Below are 14,920 nucleotides of genomic sequence, written 5' to 3' on the forward strand. Positions count from 1 at the left end.
TTTACAAAACATTCAAAGGTAATAATAAAAAAATGGCGTGGTATCGTTACCATACAACAGAAAACACATCGCCCATTTGCTAAGAACGCGGCCGGCATTGGCTGGTGTTCCAAAGAAAAAGGGTAATTTTGACCAGATATGAATCAATCAGACACGCAAAAATGAATCAACAGGAGTTTTTAGAATCATTGGTTTGTCCACGCACAGGAACCCCTTTAACCATAGCCGAAGACGGCAAATCTCTCAAAAGCGAAGACGGTACTGTCTATGAAGTTGGTGATACGGGCATTGTTAACATGCTATATCCCAAAGAATTGCTTCCCGAAGATGCCCGCGAACAATATCTGTACGACCAGGCTTTCCTTCGTTACGACAAAGGCGTTTCCTGGGTTTTCGAAACCCTGAACCATTCCGACGAAGCTGCTACCCGCCGCTTTTTTATTGATTTGATGGAGCTGAAACCGGGTATGAAAGCCCTCGAAGTAGGTGCCGGAACCGGTAAGGATTCTGCATTGATTCTTGATAAGGTAAGACCCGGCGGAACGGCTGTTCTCTCCGATCTTTCGCCTAACATGCTGAAACTGGCGCAGGAAAAGCTCGTTACCGACGACCTGAATGTGCATTACTTCCTCGGAAATGGCTCTTACCTGCCTTTCCCGGACGATACTTTCGACGCCGTGTTCCATTTCGGCGGCATTAACACTTTCTCGGAGCGCAAACGCGCATTCGACGAGCTGACCCGCGTAGTGAAACCAGGCGGAAAAGTGGTGGTAGGCGATGAAAGCGTGGCCCCGTGGCTTCGGAACACCCCTACTTACGCTACTTTGCTGAAAGCGAACCCGCTGTTCCGCGCCGAAGTGCCGCTGGAAGATGTTCCGGCTAACATCGAGAACTTCAAGCTGCATTATGTGTTTGGTAATGCATTTTATGTAATGGAATACCGCGTAACCGCGAAGGCACCGGAAGTGGATATCGATCTGCCGATCCCGGGCAAAGATTTCGTTGATAACTGGCGCCTGCGTGCTGAAAAAGCAGTCGATTAAGCATTACGCCATTACTCAATACCAAAATTCAACGTTCTAATGTGGGTTAAAAAAGGAGTTATTTATAAACCTGACGGCAGTCTGGCGCACAGTCAGAGCCATGCGCAGGTGCCATTTGCCTATAAACACAAAGATTTTCTGAGGATCTATTTCTCGACGAGAGATAACAGCACGCAATCGCGGCCGACGTTCATCGACGTGGATTATGATGATCCCAAGAAGATCCTGTACATACACGACAAGCCCGTGCTCGAACTCGGCGGCCCGGGTGAATATGACGAAACGGGCGCAATGCCCGCCTGGTTTGTGGACCGCCCGAACGGCGACATCTGGCTTTATTACACCGGCTGGAACCGCACCTGGAACTCCTACCGGCTTTCCATGGGCCTTTCCGTAAGCCACGACGGAGGCCTCACATTCAAAAAAATGTTCCGCGGGCCCATTATGGACCGCAGCATTCAAAACCCGCTCTGGGCCGCGCAGCCTTCGGTACTGATCGACGACGACGGTACCTGGCGGATGTGGTACATTTCGGGCCACAAATGTGAGATGATCCACGATTACCCCGAGCCTTATTACCGCGCACAATCCGCGACGTCGAAAGACGGTATCCACTGGGAGATCAGCGATATTCCTACTTTGGATTTCGACGATTTCCTGCACGCAGTAGGCCGCCCGAGCGTATTTAAGGAAGATGGTATTTACAAAATGTACTACTCCTACCGCCACTCCCGTGACTACCGCACCGACCGCAACCAGAGCTACCGCCTGGGCTACGCCGAGTCGGCCGATGGAACCACCTGGGAGCGCAAAGACCATCTGGTAGGCATCGCGAAATCCGACAATCCGGAAGATTTCGACTACGAAATGATCGATTATGCCAATTTCTACCAGCACAATGGCAAGCGTTACCTGCTTTATAATGGTAATGGCTTCGGTGCGGCGGGTTTTGGTTACGCGGTTTGGGAAGATTAATATTCTGAATCAAACTGAGGCTAGTCATAACCTCAGCAACAATGGCGAGATAATTTTGAAGAAATCACCATTAAATGTCACAAACGTGATCGCACAATGAGTACACTTCAGGAGCAGTTCAACCGCGATGGTTATGTCCTTTTGAGAAACTACCTCGACAAGGACGTCATTAATGCAATATACACCGATGCCCGCAAGATTTTTGCAACGCAAATTAAGCGCGTAACAGGCAAAACCGTCGATATCGACGACCGCGATACATTTGAAAACGCCATGTTCGAGTTCTTCGAAAAGGATTTCGATGGTTTTGTGAGCACCGGAAAAACGGTTCAGCATTCATTCCCGCTGCACCGCCTGGGCGTTGACCCGGTTATTGAAAAATTGTTGAAAGATGTTGGCCTCTCGGCGCCCATTATCGGTGCACGCGCGGCCATGCAGTTCAACAGTCGCTTTTTGTCGAAAGACGGCAGCAAGCACTGGAAACTCGATGCCCACCAGGACTGGCGCACCGGCCAGGGCTCGCTCGACAGCGCGGTGATCTGGTTTCCGATGGTCGATGCTGGGGCGGAGATCGGCGCATTGCAGGTGATCCCGGGCAGCCACAAGATCGGCTTGCAGGCTTCATCCACTTCCGGTTATCAGGGAGGTATTACTGTTGAATTAAAGGATGAAGATTTTATCCAAACCGAATTCAAAGTCGGCGATATCCTGATCTTCTCGGCGTTCCTGATCCACCAGTCGGGCAACAACATTACGAACAACATCCGCTGGTCGGTGCAGCTGCGCTATAACAACCTCGACGAGCCAACCTTCATCGAGCGTGGCTATCCGATGGCCTACATTTACAAACCCGAAACAGAGCTCGTAACACCGAATTTCCCGACGGTAGAACAGCTGAAAGAGGTTTTTAGCTAAAATTCGAATGAAACTTTCCGTTTGCGTACCGACATATAACCACGAGCAATACATTGGTCAAATGCTGGAAGGTGCATTCATGCAGCAGACCAGCTTCGACTTTGAAATTGTGATCGGGGACGATGCTTCGACCGACGCGACGCCGGACATTATTAGTGCATATTCCGCAAAAAGGCCTGGCTTGATCCGGGCTTTTTTGCATTCCGAAAACCAGGGCCCGAAAGAGCCGCGCGAGTTTGCCGGAAGAAATAATGTGCTGCAACTGTTGAAAGCCTGCCGGGGTGAATATGTAGCGATGTGCGAAGGCGACGATTACTGGACCGATCCACTGAAACTACAAAAGCAGGTCGACTTCCTGGATCAGAACCGTGATTTCGCCGTTTGCCATCACAATATGGAGGTCATTTACGAAGACGGCTCGCCATCGCACTTTTTCAATACGCCCGATCAGAAAGCCGTTTCTACCATTGAGGATTTGCTGGAAGACAAATGGTTTATGGCTACCGCCAGCTGGGTTTACCGCAACTATTTCCTAACCGAAGACTTCGCCGAATGGCACGCGAAAGCGGCAGCCGGTGATTGGGCGATCATGTTCCAGCTCGCTGCGAGGGGTAAAATCGGGTATTTAAATGAGGTCATGGGCGTGTACCGCAAGCATAGCGCTGGCCTGAGCAATGTACATGCGCACACAAATTTGAAATTTTTACAAAATAGAAGACAAATGTTCGTCAATGTGGGCAACTGGCTTGATGGGCGCTATGATGCGACCCTTTCCAAGACCTTGCAACGCTATGACGAGCTCCTTACCAGCCTTGAAAAAATTGGCAGTTCGAATTAATAATCTTTAATTTGTACTGTTTAACACGAAATACATTTATGAAGCTAAGCGTCGTAATACCAGCATATAACGAAGAAGAATCGATCACTCACACGCTTGTATCTTTACACAATACATTAAATAAGTACAATATCCCTCACGAGATATGTGTCACTAACGACAATTCGAAAGATGGGACATTGCGCGTGCTGGACGAGCTTTCCCTTCAAATTCCCACACTCGTTTATTATACCAACCCTGGCCCCAATGGCTTCGGTTATGCTGTGCGCTACGGGTTGGAACGCTTTAAAGGCGATTGCGTGGCCGTTTTCATGGCCGATATGTCCGACGACCCCGAGGACCTCGTGAAGTTCTATTACAAAATGCTGGAAGGTGATTACGACTGCGTTTTCGGCTCGCGTTGGGAAAAAGGCGGTAAAGTAATCGATTATCCTGCATTAAAAAAGGTGATCAACCGCGTGGCGAATGCGATTGTACGCATGGTGATGGGTATTAAGTACAATGATACCACCAACGCGTTCAAGCTGTACAAGCGCGAAACCATCGAGGGTATCAAGCCGTTTCTGGCCCCTCACTTCAATTTAACTATTGAACTTCCATTAAAAGCGATTGTGCGCGGCTATAACTACGCCGTGGTGCCTAATAGCTGGACCAACCGGAAATACGGCGAATCGAAGCTGAAAATCAAGGAAATGGGTAGCCGGTACTTCTTTATATTGATGTACTGCCTCATCGAAAAGTACTTCTCGCAAGGTGACTTTATGAAGAAAACCGCCGCGCCGAAGAAGGAAGTCAGCAGGTAATGCAGCGCAGAAGCCCGCACTCCTATTTGATCCACTCCTGGATAAATGTCATTTTGTGGGCGATGTAGGAAATAGCGAGGCCCCACACGAGCGCGCTGGCCGACATCCACAGGAATATCGAACCCTTCGGAACCCGGAATGCGACGGCCAGAATAGGCCCGAAAAGCGGCGTGAACAATGGGGGCGTCAGGAATGCAATCCCTACAATCCCGAATTTGCGCCAGATGTTGACGGCAATGCGGTTGGTTTTCGTGAATTTTTTGGGCGGCGTTTTGCGGTATTTCTGAATGAGGTTACGGATCGCGCCGCCTACGTACGTGAGCACGAACACCGTGAACATCATGCCCACAGCTGAGCAGAGGGCGGTTTCAATCCAGGTCAGTTTAAGCACGACCCCCGCAATCGGCCCTCCGAAGAATTTCAATGTACTGGCAAGCGCAACAGACAGGTATTTCAAAAAGGTGGTTTTCATTTAGACTTTAACCTGTATCATTTCAGAAGCAAAACGCCTTGTCGCCTCGTTCGTCTCAACGTAATCCCCGATTGAAGGATTCCCGATAAACGTGATTTTGGCAAGGCTCTCGACAATAACGTCCGAAATATCCAGAAAACCAATCTTATCGTGCAGGAATGCATCAACGGCAATTTCATTAGCCGCATTGACGATGCAAGCCGCATTTCCGCCTTTTTCCAGGGCTTCATAGGCGATGGCCAGGTTACGGAATGTTTCCAGATCGGGCTTCTCGAAAGTGAGCGTCGGGTAATCCATGAAATTGAACCTCGGGAAATCGGATTTCAGTCGCTGTGGATAGTATAACGCATATTGAATGGGCAGTTTCATGTCGGGAAGGCCCATTTGTGCTTTAATACTGCCGTCTTCGAACTGTACCAGCGAATGCACAATGCTCTGCGGATGCACGATCACATCTATTTGGGAAGCACTCAAATCAAACAACCACTTCGCCTCAATCACTTCCAGACCCTTGTTCATCAGTGTCGCGGAGTCGATCGTGATCTTCGCGCCCATGATCCAGTTCGGGTGTTTGAGCGCCTGTGCCTTCGTTACGTGCGCGAGGAACGCGCGGTCTTTACCACGGAAAGGGCCGCCCGATGCGGTCAGTATGATTTTTTCAACCGCATTGTCCTGCTCGCCCGCGAGGCATTGGAAAATGGCAGAATGCTCCGAATCGACGGGGTAAATGCTGACATTATGCTGTTTCGCCAGCGCGGTAATCACCTCTCCGGCCACTACCAGCGTTTCTTTGTTGGCTAATGCAATGTCCTTTCCGGCTTTGATGGCATGAATCGTCGGTAGAAGGCCTGCATAACCCACCATGGCGGTCAGTACCACATCCACATGATCCGATTCCACGACGGAAACCAACGCGGATGCACTGCTGTAAACTTTGATGTTGAATGGAAAAAGGGCGGCTTTGACCCTCTCATAATGCGTTTCGTTGCAAATCACAACCTCCTCCGGTTTGAATTTCACGGCTTGCTCGATGAGCAGGTCCGCATTGCCGCCGGCGGTTAGCACGGTTACCGAGAAAATTTCCGGATGCGCCGCGATCACCTCGAGGGCCTGGGTACCGATCGAACCGGTCGAACCTAAAATAGCTACTCTTTTTTTCATTGCATTCTCACTGTTAGGTTCGGTCAATTTTGGTTCAGCCGGATCAGTTCATCGGCGATTTTGCGGTCGTTGGAGAGGCGCGGCACCTTATTCTGGCCGCCGAGCTTTCCATTGGCGCGCATATAGTCGATAAAGGAGTTCTTGCGCAGCGGCGTCAGTTCGAGGCGGCGCAGGATACTTCCGGTGATCAGGTCTTTGTAATAAATGTTGAGTTCGGTTAGCCTGCGGTCGAGGTCGTTCGCGAATTGCTCCATGTCATTCGGCCTCGTGGCAAATTCCACCAGCCATTCGTGATAAGGAAGGCCGCCATCCGTCGAATTTACCATCGGCGCTACGGTCAATTCGATCACCTCTGTTTCGGGATGTCTTTCCAATGCGTATTTCAATGCTTTTTCAATTTCCTCACCGATCACGTGCTCCCCAAATGCCGAAATGAAATGCTTGATCCGGCCCGTTACCAGTACTTTGTAAGGGTCTGTCGAGACAAACTTGACGGTATCGCCGAGCGAATAGCCCCATAGTCCTGCATTATTATTGACAATCACCGCATAATTTTTGCCTACTTCCACTTCACCGATGGATAATCGGCGCGGGTTCTCGTCGAAGTAGTTTTCTACGGGAATAAATTCGAAGAAAATGCCCGTATCGAGCAAAAGCAGCAGCCCTTCATCGTTTTGTTTGTCCTGATAAGCCAGGAAGCCTTCCGATGCCGGGTACAATTCAATCGAATCAATGCGCTTGCCGATGGATTCGAACAATTTGGCGCGGTAAGGCTCGAAATTTACCCCGCCATAAATGAACAGCGAGAAGTCAGGGAACACGTCCTTGATCTTCTTGCCCGTCCGCTCGATAATGCGGTCGAAATACATTTGAACCCACGGCGGAATGCCCGAAATGAGCGACATGCGCTGGTCGAGCGTCTCGTCGATGATCTTGTCGAGCTTGGTTTCCCAGTCTTCGATGCAATTGGTTTCGTAGCTCGGCAGCTGGTTGGAGCGCAGATAACCCGGCACGTGGTGGTTGGAAATGCCTGACAGGCGCCCTGTCAGTACCCCGCCGGTGTCTGTCAGTATCGGGCTGCCAGAGAGGAAAATCAGCTTATTATCCAGGAAATCAGCCTTTTGAGTCTCTTCTATATACGTCAAAATGGCATTGCGCGCCGAGTCGATGTGATTGGAGATGGAATCTTTGGAAATCGGGATGTATTTGGTACCCGAAGTAGTTCCCGATGTTTTGGCAAAATAGAGCGGCTTGCCCGGCCACAAAATATCACTTTCCCCTGATTTTATTTTCTCCACATAAGGTTTCAGGTCCTCATAATCATGCACGGGAACAGCCTCCCTGAAATCGGAATAGCTGTGAATGTCTTTGAAGAAATGATCTTTCCCAAACTGCGTTCCGGCCGCTTTCGCTACCAGTTCCGCTCTCCATTTTTCCTGGACCTCAACACTTCGTGCGATCCATTCCTGCTGCTGTTTGACAATGTAACGGGCCAGCGGCCTGCTTAAAACTGATCTGATTCCCATAGTGAAAACAAATGTACGCAGGAATTACAAATTCCATGATTTCAGAACCATTGGAAAGCCACCTGGAACGCCTATCGGAAAGCCCATTGCAACTAGTTTTACGCCCTTCGGATACCGCCTACCGAAATTTTTTAAATGCCTTTGTTTGTGGTTAATAATCTGTAATTTTGCCATCCTGAAATCAAAGGGAGCAAAAGTTTTTAAAAATATATATGGGATTGTTTGATTTTTTGACGAGCGATATAGCGATTGATTTAGGTACTGCCAATACTTTGATCATCCATAAAGATACTGTTGTTGTTGATGAGCCGTCGATCATTGCCATGGACAAAACCACCGGCAAAGTGCTGGCGATCGGCCATACGGCAATGCAAATGCATGAGAAGACGAACGAGAATATAAAAACGATCCGTCCGCTGAAAGACGGGGTGATTGCCGACTTTACGGCCGCCGAAATGATGATCCGCGGGATGATCAAAATGATCGATACCGGCAGCCGTTTCTTCACTCCTTCTCACCGCATGGTGGTTTGTATTCCTTCGGGAATTACCGAGGTTGAAAAACGTGCGGTAAAGGACTCCTGCGAGCACGCCGGCGCGAAAGAAGTGTATATGGTACACGAGCCTATCGCAGCGGCGATCGGGATCGGGATCGACATTACGCAGCCTAATGGGGTAATGATCGTCGATATCGGCGGTGGTACTACCGAAATCGCCGTAATCGCATTGTCGGGTATCGTCTGCGAGCAGTCGGTACGCATTGCGGGTGACGTTTTCACGCGTGACATTGTCGACTATATGCGCCGCGAGCACAACCTGCTGATCGGTGAGCGCTCTGCGGAATTGATCAAAATGGCCATTGGTTCGGCGTCGCCTGAGCTGGAAGTGCCTTTGGACGACTACCAGATCCGCGGCCGTGACCTTATGACCGGTATTCCAAAGGAAATCCGTGTCACTTACAGCGAAATCGCTTATTCGCTCGATAAATCGATCTCCAAAATTGAAGAGGGCGTGATGAAAGCCCTCGAAATTTCCCCGCCAGAGCTTTCTGCGGACATTTTCAAGAACGGTATTTACCTCACGGGCGGCGGCGCATTGATCCACGGCCTCGACAGACGTATCGCTCAGAAAACCAAGCTGCCCGTACACATCGCCGACGATCCGTTGAAGGCGGTAGTGAAAGGTACCGGGGAAGTCCTCAAAAACCTCGAACTATACAAGCCTGTACTGATTTCGTAGGATCGGAGCGCGTAGTTCATCCATCTGCGTACAATGCGCCGGGCGTAAAAAATTTTCTATTTTTGCGCAATGTGCGCCATGTGCACCCATTGATGAACTGCGCGTGAACATTTAACCCCATGCTCCAACTCGTTGATTTCGTTGTCCGGAATCGTTTCTTTTTGGTATTTGTGCTGCTGGAAGTGCTCAGTGCCTGGATGATCGTGCGCAACAATACCTACTGGGGAGCCACCTATTTCAATACTTCCAATTACTACGTCGCCAAGACGCTCGCGTTCTCGAACTCGGTGCGCGATTATACCAAGCTTGACGAGATCAATGCGGACCTCGCTAGCGAGAATGCACATTTGCACGCGCAGGTAGCGCGGCTAAGCCAGACCAACCCGAGCCAGTTACCTGCGGGTTATGTGCCGGATTCTGCATTTGCAGCGCGGTTCTCTTACACCGTGGCGAAAGTGGTGGATAATGAAACCAACAAGGCGAACAACGTCATCACGATCGACAAGGGTACGGCGCACGGCATCAAACCTGGTATGGGCGTCATTTCCGCAACGGGTGTAGTTGGTAAGGTGCGGTTCTGCTCCGAACATTACTCGGTGATCACGTCGATATTGCATTCGAACTTTATGGTTTCGTCCAAGCTCGTGCGCAGCAAGGAAATCGGTTATGCCAAATGGGACGGGAAAGATCCTAACCTGATCGATATGATCGACGTGTCGAAGTATACCAAAGTCTTCAAGGGAGACTCGGCGGTAACTTCGGACCAGAACTCTGTTTTTCCTCCGAACATCATGGTTGGAAAAGTGCAGAGCGTTGCCGTGAACCCAAACCAGACGTTTTACAACATCGTGTTGAAGCTGGCGACCGACTTCCGGAACCTGTCGTACGTGTATGTGGTACAAAATCACCAACTTGTAGAACAGGAAAATCTTAAAGCAAGAACCATAGAACTGAAAAAATGAGCTTACGCGAGGCGATACAATATTCCCTGATGATCCTGCTTTACCTGTTTTTGCAGATCTTCTTCATGCGGAATATCGTGCTGTTCAACTACGCGTTCTGTTTCATTTACATCGCGGCCATCCTGCTGCTGCCCGCGGACATGGACCGGATGTATACGCTGCTCATTGCCTTCGCAGTAGGCTTTGTGGTGGATGTTTTCTCGAATACTTTCGGTATGCACGCCTCCGCTACGGTGCTGATCGCCTACCTGAGGCCATTCCTGATCCATTACCAGATGAAGTCGCGCGGGGCCGAACGCGCCGAGGTAGGCATACGTGCACAAGGACTGGGGGCGTTTGTCTCGTACATTTTCCCGCTGATCCTGATCCACCATTCGATGCTGTTCCTGATGGAGATGAACAACTTTGGAATGATCCTTTACACACTGATACGCATCGGTGCCAGCGCGCTTTTCACTACCATCCTCATTATCCTGCTGGAACTCTTCTCCAAACGCTAACATGACATTTTGGCGGAGCCTCCTTTTTGGCTCGGAATTTGATGTATTAACATTAAATTAACGATAGGAGGCGACACCGTCTGGGGAGGCAGTTTATTCATCCCCGCTCTTTTTAATTTTATCGTGAAATAAGGGCAGTTAGGACGCTCCATTCAGCCATTTATCAAATTTTAATTTGTACGAATTGGAGCTGTTATTAATCTTTGTAAATTCAGCATTCCTATGTTAGTTGCCATGTCAGAAACGCTCACGACTAATGAATACACGGACGATCTTCGTTATGAAGTATTTAACCGCGAGTTCATGCCACACATTGACTCCATGTACAACTTCGCCTTCCGACTTACCATGGACGAAGACGATGCAAACGACCTGGTTCAAGACACATATCTGAAGGCGTTCCGTTTTATATCTTCATTCGAACAGGGTACCAACGCAAAAGCCTGGCTTTTCAGGATCCTTAAAAACAGCTTCATCAACGACTACCGTAAAAAAAGTAAAGAACCTTCCAAAGTTGATTATCAGGAAGTTGAAACGACCTATAACTCCGAGGAAGCATCTGATACCACTTATACCGTAGATCTCCGTGCCGATGCTGTACAGGAACTGATCGGCGATGAAGTTGCGAATGCACTCAACGCCCTGCCTGTCGACTTCAGAACGGTCATCATTCTCTGCGACATCGAAGGTTTCACCTACGAAGAGATGGCCAAAATCCTGGACATTCCTATCGGAACGGTGAGGTCCAGATTGCACCGCGCACGTAACCTCCTGAAAGAAAAACTCAGAAGCTACGCGAGCTCAATGGGATATGATTCATAGGTTGTGAAACTTTTTTTGCAACCTCTTCGGTTATAGGGTACAACTGTACAATATTCCATTATTCTTTTTTCATTTTAACTAATGAATGCATCTTCCACGACGCCTTCTGTAACAGAAGTTGCGCAAAAACAAATGAAGCATACCTGCGAGCACCATGCTGAGTGTATGAAAATCATTCAGGCAATTCTGGATGACGAGGCGAGCGAAGCAGAGAAGGACCACTTCCGCGAAAACATGGATAAATGCATCCCTTGTATCGAATCATACCGACTCGAAAAGTGCATTAAGGATTCCCTCAACAACAAAATTGTGAAGAAGCCTTGCCCGGATAGCATTCTCAATACGATTATTTCAAAAATTAACAGTTAATCTGTTCGAGTGAAAGGTAAGCTTATCATATTTTCTGCCCCTTCCGGATCCGGAAAGACCACCATCGTAAGGCATCTTTTAGATAAATACACACAGCAACTGGCATTTTCTGTCTCGGCATGTACGCGCCCGCGCCGCGAATACGAGATAGACGGCAAAGATTACTACTTCCTGACCTTACAGGACTTTCGTCAGAAGATAGCGGATCAGCAGTTTGCGGAATGGGAAGAAGTTTACGCCGGTAATTACTACGGCACGCTCAAAGCAGAAATACAACGCCTTTGGAATGAAGGCAAACACGTCCTCTTCGATGTGGATGTGAAAGGAGGCTTAAAACTGAAAGAAGCGTATGGCGACGCTGCACTTGCCGTATTCGTGAAGGTTACCTCCGATGAAGAAATCAAACGCCGCCTGTCGGGCCGCGGTACCGAAACGGAAGAAACACTGGCCACACGCCTGGCCAAAGTGCGCTACGAACAAAGTTTCGAGCACGAATTCGACGTGGTCCTTGTCAATGATGAACTGAATGAGACGCTGACCAAAGCGGAAGATCTCGTTCAGGCATTCATCCAATCCTAAAATTTAATCTGAGCAATGAAGATCGGCCTGTTTTTCGGATCGTTCAATCCTATTCATGTCGGTCATTTGATCATCGCGAACACCATGGCCACGACCACGGACCTCGAACAGGTATGGTTTATCGTGAGCCCGCAAAATCCGTTCAAGAAAAACAATAGCCTCCTGCACGAATTCGACCGTTTCGACCTCGTGCAGCGTGCTATCTCGGATAACACACTGCTCCGTGCGAACGACATCGAGTTCCACATGCCCAAGCCGAGCTACACGATCGACACGCTCGTGCGCTTGCAGGAGAAATTTCCACAGCACCAGTTCAAGCTGATCATGGGAGAAGATAACCTGGCGCAATTCCCGAACTGGAAAAATTACGATAAGATTTTGGAATACACGGGCCTGTACGTATATCCAAGGCCCAATTCAAAGCCTCACGCATTCGGTAACCATCCGGATGTGAAATTCGTGGAAGCACCGTTGCTGGATATTTCAGCTACATTCCTTCGCGCTTGCATTAAGAAAGGCCAGTCGATCCGCTACATGGTGCCCGAGCCCGTGGAGCAGCTGATTAAGATCAAGAAGTTCTATTTGTGACCACATTAATGGCCTCTGAAATTACAACGGCCTGTCTTGATAAGTAATCTCGGATAGCAACCCCACCGCATTGAACTTCAATAACACTTTCCGGGCGTGCGATTTGGCTTGCATATTCTCGCATTGCGGACCCTTTTCGAGGAAATAGACGTAGAATTTAGTATTCCGCTCGCCGAGCTGATGAATGTCCGGCCGGCCCAGTATCTCGCCGATCGTGTCGGCAAATTTTCCCTTCAACTCCTTTTCGACACTCTTAAAATCGCCTTCCAGGCCCTTTCGCACGTCGTTGCAGCCTCCACGGTCGCCGCGCCACTTTTTAAGGTCCAGATTGCCTATTTTATCAGGAGCGCTCGAACAGCCGGCGATCATGCCGATCAATGCCGTCAAAAGGATTTTTATAGATAATTTCATTGTGCTGATTCGTTCATTCAAAACTGAGGCGAATCTAGCCATACAATGCGAGAATGTTGCAATACATCCCTTCAAACCATAGCCCACAACACTTGACTATATGACCGCAACTGACAATTCCTGACCATACTTGACAAACCCTGACCAAACCTGACCACATGATGAAACAACTCCTGACCATTTTCCTCCTGACATTCGCCTCGCTGGCGGCATTAGCCCAGGACAACGCCCCGCAGCCCATCGACGGTACCGACTGCTCTAACCTGTTTTTCCAGGCCATGCTGGATGAAAATGCAGCGGCTGTCGGCAACCTTATTTCCAATGATTTCACCGTCACCAACTATAATGGGCAGACCATCGACGGCCGCGCATTGCAGCAGGCTATCGGACAGGGCTACATTATCGTCGACTCGGGCATGCTCACAGGCACGCGCACGCGTACGTACGGGGATGTGGCGGTAGTACAGGGTTTCTGGAATGTGAGCGCGCGAATACAGAATAACGGCTTCAGTGGCAACGTCGCGTACACGAGCGTATGCGTGCGCTCTGGCGGGAAATGGAAGGTTACGACCGTGCAGCTAACGCCTGCGCAGTAAAGAATGCATTAAATGTAACATATAGGCATAAAAAAAGAGAACCGGAACCAGTTCTCTTTTTCAATTATAGTCTAACATTACATTCTAAACATTCATCAGCGATTCGCGACGACGCATTTTTCCGGCCGGGATACCGAACATCATCTTGAAGCGGCGGCAGAAATAAGCGGTGTCTTTGTAACCCACATCGGAACCGATCGCGCGGATGCTTTTCTTCGACGTGCGGAGCAGATCCACAGCCTTTTCCATGCGCTGGTATTCAATATAATCCTGCGGGTTGATACCGGTCAGCATTTTGAAATACTGGCCTACATAATCCTCAGAAACGTTCGCTACGTTGGCGAGTACCTTGTTCGACAGATCGCCGCCCAGGTTGTCTTTGATATAAGCGAAAATGTCGATCAGACGAGGATCTTTGAAATATGTACTGTTGGTAACGAGCTGCTCTACGAACAGTTTGTTTTTCAAAATGTAACGGATGATCTCGATCACTACCTCTTCGGTTTTGATCTTGATGATACGGCCTTTTCCAGGAGTATCGAGCATATCTTCCGTCAGGATCTGGTTGATCGTCGCAGCGATCTGGTCGTCACGTTTGATCAGGAACGGAGGCACGTCCAGGGACGTGAAGAAGTTTACAGTATCAAATACTTTCGCTTCGAAAGATATCAAACCGAAAGAGTTAGGCAGCTTTCCGATCAATGCCGGATCGTGGCCTGCTTCAATATAATTGTCACGGTTGGTCATGAACTCCTCGTTCGACACGGTTTTGGCTGATGCGCCGTTTCCGTATGTTACGGTAGCATGCTTACCTCCCGGAATGAAGAGCATATCCCCTTCCTCAACCCTCTGAGGCTCATCGGATCCGAAAGAAACTTCACCGTCGTACAGAATGGTCAAAGAGTTCTGTACGTCATAAAAGTTTTTGATTGTGATGGGCTGTAAAATCCTGATATGACGGGCCTTCACAAATTTCACTCCCAACGACTCAATAATCTTATTATAGTCTTCCATACTTGATCTATTTAAGGGCCGTTTTGACCGATTTTTCAAATTTTGTACAAATCTAATAAATTGTACAAAACTAATACAAGTATAGTTTCACAAAAATTTGAAAAAAAG

Annotated in this window: 18 protein-coding genes; 13 read left to right on the forward strand and 5 right to left on the reverse strand. The window is 48.8% G+C overall.

Annotated elements, in window-relative coordinates:
• Positions 1-161 precede the first annotated feature (161 nt).
• The 5 genes from J2Y43_RS08855 (at position 162) to J2Y43_RS08875 (ending at position 4,574) form a co-directional block, all read left to right on the forward strand.
• The gene (locus tag J2Y43_RS08855) at positions 162-1,043 is read left to right on the forward strand and encodes a class I SAM-dependent methyltransferase (protein ID WP_188939203.1); all 882 of its coding nucleotides are present in this window, start codon (positions 162-164) and stop codon (positions 1,041-1,043) included.
• 39 nt (positions 1,044-1,082) lie between these two features.
• Positions 1,083-2,018: a hypothetical protein gene (locus tag J2Y43_RS08860; RefSeq protein ID WP_291204411.1), complete on the forward strand. Its 936-nt coding sequence runs from the start codon at positions 1,083-1,085 to the stop codon at positions 2,016-2,018.
• Positions 2,019-2,114: 96 nt separating this feature from the next.
• Positions 2,115-2,933, forward strand: coding sequence for a phytanoyl-CoA dioxygenase family protein (locus J2Y43_RS08865; protein ID WP_309992513.1), 819 nt, complete (start codon positions 2,115-2,117; stop codon positions 2,931-2,933).
• Between the two features lie 7 nt (positions 2,934-2,940).
• On the forward strand, positions 2,941-3,771 hold the full coding sequence (locus J2Y43_RS08870; protein ID WP_309992510.1) for a glycosyltransferase: 831 nt from the start codon (positions 2,941-2,943) through the stop codon (positions 3,769-3,771).
• Positions 3,772-3,809: 38 nt separating this feature from the next.
• Positions 3,810-4,574: a glycosyltransferase family 2 protein gene (locus tag J2Y43_RS08875; protein ID WP_223406212.1), complete on the forward strand. Its 765-nt coding sequence runs from the start codon at positions 3,810-3,812 to the stop codon at positions 4,572-4,574.
• A gap of 22 nt (positions 4,575-4,596) precedes the next feature.
• Here the strand turns inward: J2Y43_RS08875 and J2Y43_RS08880 are convergent, their stop codons facing one another.
• The 3 genes from J2Y43_RS08880 to J2Y43_RS08890 are packed head-to-tail and all read right to left on the reverse strand — an operon-like array spanning position 4,597 to position 7,733.
• Positions 4,597-5,046 carry a hypothetical protein gene (locus J2Y43_RS08880; protein ID WP_309992505.1) on the reverse strand — a complete coding sequence of 150 codons (450 nt, stop codon included), beginning with the start codon at positions 5,044-5,046 and terminating at the stop codon, positions 4,597-4,599.
• Complete coding sequence (locus J2Y43_RS08885) at positions 5,047-6,207, reverse strand: 1-deoxy-D-xylulose-5-phosphate reductoisomerase (protein WP_309992502.1); 1,161 nt, start codon at positions 6,205-6,207, stop codon at positions 5,047-5,049.
• Positions 6,208-6,230: 23 nt separating this feature from the next.
• The gene (locus J2Y43_RS08890; protein WP_309992500.1) at positions 6,231-7,733 is read right to left on the reverse strand and encodes a GH3 auxin-responsive promoter family protein; all 1,503 of its coding nucleotides are present in this window, start codon (positions 7,731-7,733) and stop codon (positions 6,231-6,233) included.
• Between the two features lie 212 nt (positions 7,734-7,945).
• On the opposite strand from J2Y43_RS08890, the gene J2Y43_RS08895 reads away from it, so the two are divergent.
• The 7 genes from J2Y43_RS08895 (at position 7,946) to nadD (ending at position 12,791) form a co-directional block, all read left to right on the forward strand.
• Positions 7,946-8,971, forward strand: coding sequence for a rod shape-determining protein (locus J2Y43_RS08895; protein WP_015813280.1), 1,026 nt, complete (start codon positions 7,946-7,948; stop codon positions 8,969-8,971).
• 119 nt (positions 8,972-9,090) lie between these two features.
• Complete coding sequence (gene mreC / locus J2Y43_RS08900; protein ID WP_223406204.1) at positions 9,091-9,933, forward strand: rod shape-determining protein MreC; 843 nt, start codon at positions 9,091-9,093, stop codon at positions 9,931-9,933.
• The gene (locus tag J2Y43_RS08905; RefSeq protein ID WP_223406202.1) at positions 9,930-10,433 is read left to right on the forward strand and encodes a hypothetical protein; all 504 of its coding nucleotides are present in this window, start codon (positions 9,930-9,932) and stop codon (positions 10,431-10,433) included. Before mreC ends, J2Y43_RS08905 begins: the two co-directional genes overlap by 4 nt.
• A 222-nt stretch (positions 10,434-10,655) precedes the next feature.
• Positions 10,656-11,255 carry a sigma-70 family RNA polymerase sigma factor gene (locus J2Y43_RS08910; RefSeq protein WP_015813277.1) on the forward strand — a complete coding sequence of 200 codons (600 nt, stop codon included), beginning with the start codon at positions 10,656-10,658 and terminating at the stop codon, positions 11,253-11,255.
• An 81-nt stretch (positions 11,256-11,336) separates the two neighbouring features.
• On the forward strand, positions 11,337-11,624 hold the full coding sequence (locus J2Y43_RS08915; protein WP_223406200.1) for a phosphohydrolase: 288 nt from the start codon (positions 11,337-11,339) through the stop codon (positions 11,622-11,624).
• Between the two features lie 9 nt (positions 11,625-11,633).
• Complete coding sequence (gmk, locus tag J2Y43_RS08920; RefSeq protein ID WP_309992489.1) at positions 11,634-12,203, forward strand: guanylate kinase; 570 nt, start codon at positions 11,634-11,636, stop codon at positions 12,201-12,203.
• Between the two features lie 15 nt (positions 12,204-12,218).
• A complete protein-coding gene (nadD, locus tag J2Y43_RS08925; RefSeq protein WP_309992487.1) occupies positions 12,219-12,791 on the forward strand; it encodes a nicotinate (nicotinamide) nucleotide adenylyltransferase in 573 nt (190 codons plus the stop codon).
• A gap of 21 nt (positions 12,792-12,812) precedes the next feature.
• On the opposite strand, the gene J2Y43_RS08930 is transcribed toward nadD, so the two are convergent.
• Positions 12,813-13,202 carry a hypothetical protein gene (locus J2Y43_RS08930; RefSeq protein ID WP_309992483.1) on the reverse strand — a complete coding sequence of 130 codons (390 nt, stop codon included), beginning with the start codon at positions 13,200-13,202 and terminating at the stop codon, positions 12,813-12,815.
• A 158-nt stretch (positions 13,203-13,360) separates the two neighbouring features.
• On the opposite strand from J2Y43_RS08930, the gene J2Y43_RS08935 reads away from it, so the two are divergent.
• Positions 13,361-13,798, forward strand: a complete 438-nt coding sequence (locus tag J2Y43_RS08935) for a nuclear transport factor 2 family protein (protein ID WP_309992481.1) — start codon at positions 13,361-13,363, stop codon at positions 13,796-13,798.
• An 84-nt stretch (positions 13,799-13,882) separates the two neighbouring features.
• On the opposite strand, the gene J2Y43_RS08940 is transcribed toward J2Y43_RS08935, so the two are convergent.
• Complete coding sequence (locus J2Y43_RS08940) at positions 13,883-14,812, reverse strand: AraC family transcriptional regulator (protein ID WP_090376150.1); 930 nt, start codon at positions 14,810-14,812, stop codon at positions 13,883-13,885.
• Positions 14,813-14,920 lie beyond the last annotated feature (108 nt).

Origin of the sequence: Dyadobacter sp. BE31 (assembly GCF_031457695.1) — a bacterium.
GTDB lineage: Bacteria > Bacteroidota > Bacteroidia > Cytophagales > Spirosomataceae > Dyadobacter.

What these genes read in the sequence shown, in the direction of transcription:
- J2Y43_RS08855 (WP_188939203.1), top strand. Translation starts at nt 162, where the DNA reads ATGAATCAACAGGAGTTTTTAGAATCATTGGTTTGTCCACGCACAGGA.
- J2Y43_RS08860 (WP_291204411.1), top strand. Translation starts at nt 1,083, where the DNA reads ATGTGGGTTAAAAAAGGAGTTATTTATAAACCTGACGGCAGTCTGGCG.
- J2Y43_RS08865 (WP_309992513.1), top strand. Translation starts at nt 2,115, where the DNA reads ATGAGTACACTTCAGGAGCAGTTCAACCGCGATGGTTATGTCCTTTTG.
- J2Y43_RS08870 (WP_309992510.1), top strand. Translation starts at nt 2,941, where the DNA reads ATGAAACTTTCCGTTTGCGTACCGACATATAACCACGAGCAATACATT.
- J2Y43_RS08875 (WP_223406212.1), top strand. Translation starts at nt 3,810, where the DNA reads ATGAAGCTAAGCGTCGTAATACCAGCATATAACGAAGAAGAATCGATC.
- J2Y43_RS08880 (WP_309992505.1), bottom strand. Translation starts at nt 5,046, where the DNA reads ATGAAAACCACCTTTTTGAAATACCTGTCTGTTGCGCTTGCCAGTACA.
- J2Y43_RS08885 (WP_309992502.1), bottom strand. Translation starts at nt 6,207, where the DNA reads ATGAAAAAAAGAGTAGCTATTTTAGGTTCGACCGGTTCGATCGGTACC.
- J2Y43_RS08890 (WP_309992500.1), bottom strand. Translation starts at nt 7,733, where the DNA reads ATGGGAATCAGATCAGTTTTAAGCAGGCCGCTGGCCCGTTACATTGTC.
- J2Y43_RS08895 (WP_015813280.1), top strand. Translation starts at nt 7,946, where the DNA reads ATGGGATTGTTTGATTTTTTGACGAGCGATATAGCGATTGATTTAGGT.
- mreC (WP_223406204.1), top strand. Translation starts at nt 9,091, where the DNA reads ATGCTCCAACTCGTTGATTTCGTTGTCCGGAATCGTTTCTTTTTGGTA.
- J2Y43_RS08905 (WP_223406202.1), top strand. Translation starts at nt 9,930, where the DNA reads ATGAGCTTACGCGAGGCGATACAATATTCCCTGATGATCCTGCTTTAC.
- J2Y43_RS08910 (WP_015813277.1), top strand. Translation starts at nt 10,656, where the DNA reads ATGTTAGTTGCCATGTCAGAAACGCTCACGACTAATGAATACACGGAC.
- J2Y43_RS08915 (WP_223406200.1), top strand. Translation starts at nt 11,337, where the DNA reads ATGAATGCATCTTCCACGACGCCTTCTGTAACAGAAGTTGCGCAAAAA.
- nadD (WP_309992487.1), top strand. Translation starts at nt 12,219, where the DNA reads ATGAAGATCGGCCTGTTTTTCGGATCGTTCAATCCTATTCATGTCGGT.
- J2Y43_RS08930 (WP_309992483.1), bottom strand. Translation starts at nt 13,202, where the DNA reads ATGAAATTATCTATAAAAATCCTTTTGACGGCATTGATCGGCATGATC.
- J2Y43_RS08935 (WP_309992481.1), top strand. Translation starts at nt 13,361, where the DNA reads ATGATGAAACAACTCCTGACCATTTTCCTCCTGACATTCGCCTCGCTG.
- J2Y43_RS08940 (WP_090376150.1), bottom strand. Translation starts at nt 14,812, where the DNA reads ATGGAAGACTATAATAAGATTATTGAGTCGTTGGGAGTGAAATTTGTG.